The following is a 2,759-nucleotide window of genomic DNA, read 5'->3' on the forward strand; positions in this document are numbered from 1 at the left end:
GGGTCGGCGCCGGAAATATCTCGGTGGCGTTTGTTCGCCGGCGGCCGGGTATCGAGCGGAGGCCCCCCGGCCGAAAAAACCCTCAAGGCCGGGACGCCATGATCCGATAGTGTGAACGGAGCCTTCGGCCCGGACGGCCTTGCGATCGATACCTGTTGTCCTGCCCTGCGTTCCTCGCGGACCGGAGGCCTGCACCGGAGGAGGGCGGCCTGCCCCGCTTCTCGGGGCGTGACGAAAAAAGGAGGTGTCTGCGATGGATCCGTACGATGGGCATTCTGCGTGGAAGTTTCAGTATTCCCACCCTGCCGGCACAGGCGTGAAGGGCAGGAGGATCTCGCTGCTGTCCTGGCTGGCCAACCTCATTTTCCTCTCCGGAACGCTTCTTTTTGCCTATCAGCTCTACGGCTGGTTCGAGTACAACGAATGGACGCGATACCCGTCGATCGCCCTCGTCAAGTATGTCCCTGCCGGCGCCTTCGGCTTCCTCAACGAGGCCGCCGGCGTCAAGGCGTTCGCGATGTGGATCCTCGACCGGGCGGACCTCTCGGTTCTCCTCATCCTGATGGGGTTTTTCACCGCGAAGTTCCTTGTCGACTCGGAATAGGCGTCGGGTAGGCCACGCCCCTTCGGCGCGGGATCGCCTGCGAGCCGCGCGGGGCGCGCCCGCAGGGGCGGGCGGGTGACGGTTCGGCGCCCCGTTCCGGGGGCTACCTGATGCTGTAAAAGACTGCGTTGGGGTTTATCCTCTCATCCTTGACGCACTGAAGGCAATAGTAAGCCGGTATGACGGTGCCGGTGCCCGAGCCGATCAGTTCGAAGCAGGCGCACTCCTGGCAGAGCGGTAGTTCGCATCCGGTGCATCTGATGAACGATAACCTTTTCTTGCAGTGCCCGCAGACTTCCCGTTCCGTGTGAGCACGGGACTCCATCTCGTCCTCTTTCCTCTCTCCTGTCCCGTCGATGGGGAATGTCGACCGGCCCGTCCGTCAAGAGAACCGTTGGTTTGGATGCACGGAGCACATAACAGAAAATCGAAATAATTTCAAGCACTAGCTTTGCCTGTGATATCCGGTCCTTAGGCCCTGGACACCCCGTGAGGCGGTTTCTGTGGCGGGACGTGCCGATCCGTGATATACAACCGGCGGGTCCAAAAAGTTGGAGATACGGGGCGCGGGAATTCGGCTGCCGGTTTATCCAACGTTCCACCCCCCCGCCTTCTCGCCTTTCCTGCCTGGCCATGGTGCGCCCCCGGCCGCCGCTCAACAAAAGGAGGGAGAGATCTATGATGGCGCTGGATGGAATCAAGGTCCTCGATCTGTCGAATTACGTCCCCGGTGCGCTGTGTACCATGATCCTGGCCGACTTCGGTGCCGACGTCATCAAGGTGGAACCGGCGAAGGCCTTCCCGATGGCAGACATGGGGTACTCTCCGGGCGGAAAGGACAGGGAACGGCAGGCCGCCTTTTTCGCGCTCAACCGCAACAAGCGGTGCATCGGCCTGAATCTCCGGTCCGACGAGGGGCGGCGGATCTTTCACCGGATGGCGGAGAGCGCCGATGTGGTCATCGAGGGCTACCGGCCCGGCGTCGTGGAGAGGCTCGGGGTCGACTACGGGACGATCAGCGGGATCAACCCGGGGATCGTCTACTGCTCCCTTTCCGGATACGGGCAGGACGGACCCTACCGCCTTCTCTCGGGCCATGACATCAACTATATCTCCCTGGCGGGGGTTCTGGGCCTCATTGGTCCGAAGGACGGTCCTCCCTCCATTCCGCTCAACATCATCGCCGACTTCGCCGGTGTCTCCCTCTACGGGGCCGTCGGGATTCTCCTGGCCCTCATGGCCCGGGGGAAGACCGGCAAGGGGCAGTATATCGATCACACCTACATGGAGGGGGCCATTCATCTGATCACCTGGTTCACCCACCGGTTCTTCATGGACGGTACGGTCATGAAGCGCGGGGAGTCCTGGGCCATGGGGAGCTATCCGCACTACGGCGTCTACCGGACCGGGGACGGGAAATACCTCAGCATCGGCTGCCTCGAGCCCCATTTCTGGGACAACCTGTGCAGGGCAATCGGCAAGGAGGAACTCATGCCGGCCAAATGGTCCATGGACATGACCTTTCAGGCGCCCGACGAGAAGCTCCTCGCGATCCGATCCTGCCTGGAGCAGGTGTTCCTGACGAAGACCCGGGACGAGTGGTTCGACCTGCTCGCGCCGCAGGACATCCCCGTCGGGAAGGTCTACGACATCGGGGAGGTCTTCAGCGACCCGCAGGTGATTCACCGGAAGATGGTGATCGAACTGGACCACCCGAACCTGGGGAAAGTGAACCAGGTGGGGATCCTGCCGAAACTCTCCGAGACCCCGGGGCAAGTGCGGCGCTTCGCCCCGCTCCACGGCGAGCACACCGACGAGATCCTCGGCGCCCTGGGGTTCGGCGCGGAGGAGATCGGCAACTTGCGAAAGGAGGGCATCGTCGGGTGAGGGCAGGAAGCCGTACGAAGGGGATTTTGCACGGGTTCTCCCTTGACAGCGCGGGGCGGCATTCTTAAGATTCCATCACATGCCATGCAGGTCGATTATGCTTTCATAACGGAGCCCACCGCGCAGCAGGCCGAGAGTGTCCTGGCTCTGTACCGCGTTCAGGGCTGGTGGGGGCCGTCGACCGATCGCGACCGCGATCTGGCCGCCGCGATCATCCGGGGAAGCCACTGTTTCGTCATCGCCGGGGCGCAGGGGCGGCTCGTCGGCA

3 protein-coding genes are annotated in these 2,759 nt (G+C 62.8%); 2 read left to right on the forward strand and 1 reads right to left on the reverse strand.

The features are described from left to right. Positions 1–253 precede the first annotated feature (253 nt). A complete protein-coding gene (locus KA419_21050) occupies positions 254–604 on the forward strand; it encodes a hypothetical protein (protein ID MBP7868422.1) in 351 nt (116 codons plus the stop codon). A 681-nt stretch (positions 605–1,285) separates the two neighbouring features. Beyond that, positions 1,286–2,491, forward strand: a complete 1,206-nt coding sequence (locus tag KA419_21055; GenBank protein ID MBP7868423.1) for a CoA transferase — start codon at positions 1,286–1,288, stop codon at positions 2,489–2,491. A 75-nt stretch (positions 2,492–2,566) separates the two neighbouring features. Here the strand turns inward: KA419_21055 and KA419_21060 are convergent. After that, on the reverse strand, positions 2,567–2,759 hold a 193-nt coding region (locus tag KA419_21060), incomplete at its 5' end, for a hypothetical protein (GenBank protein MBP7868424.1).

It is taken from the genome of Acidobacteriota bacterium (assembly GCA_018001935.1).
Classification (GTDB): domain Bacteria; phylum Acidobacteriota; class JAAYUB01; order JAAYUB01; family JAAYUB01; genus JAGNHB01.

What these genes read in the sequence shown, in the direction of transcription:
- KA419_21050 (MBP7868422.1), top strand. Translation starts at nt 254, where the DNA reads ATGGATCCGTACGATGGGCATTCTGCGTGGAAGTTTCAGTATTCCCAC.
- KA419_21055 (MBP7868423.1), top strand. Translation starts at nt 1,286, where the DNA reads ATGGCGCTGGATGGAATCAAGGTCCTCGATCTGTCGAATTACGTCCCC.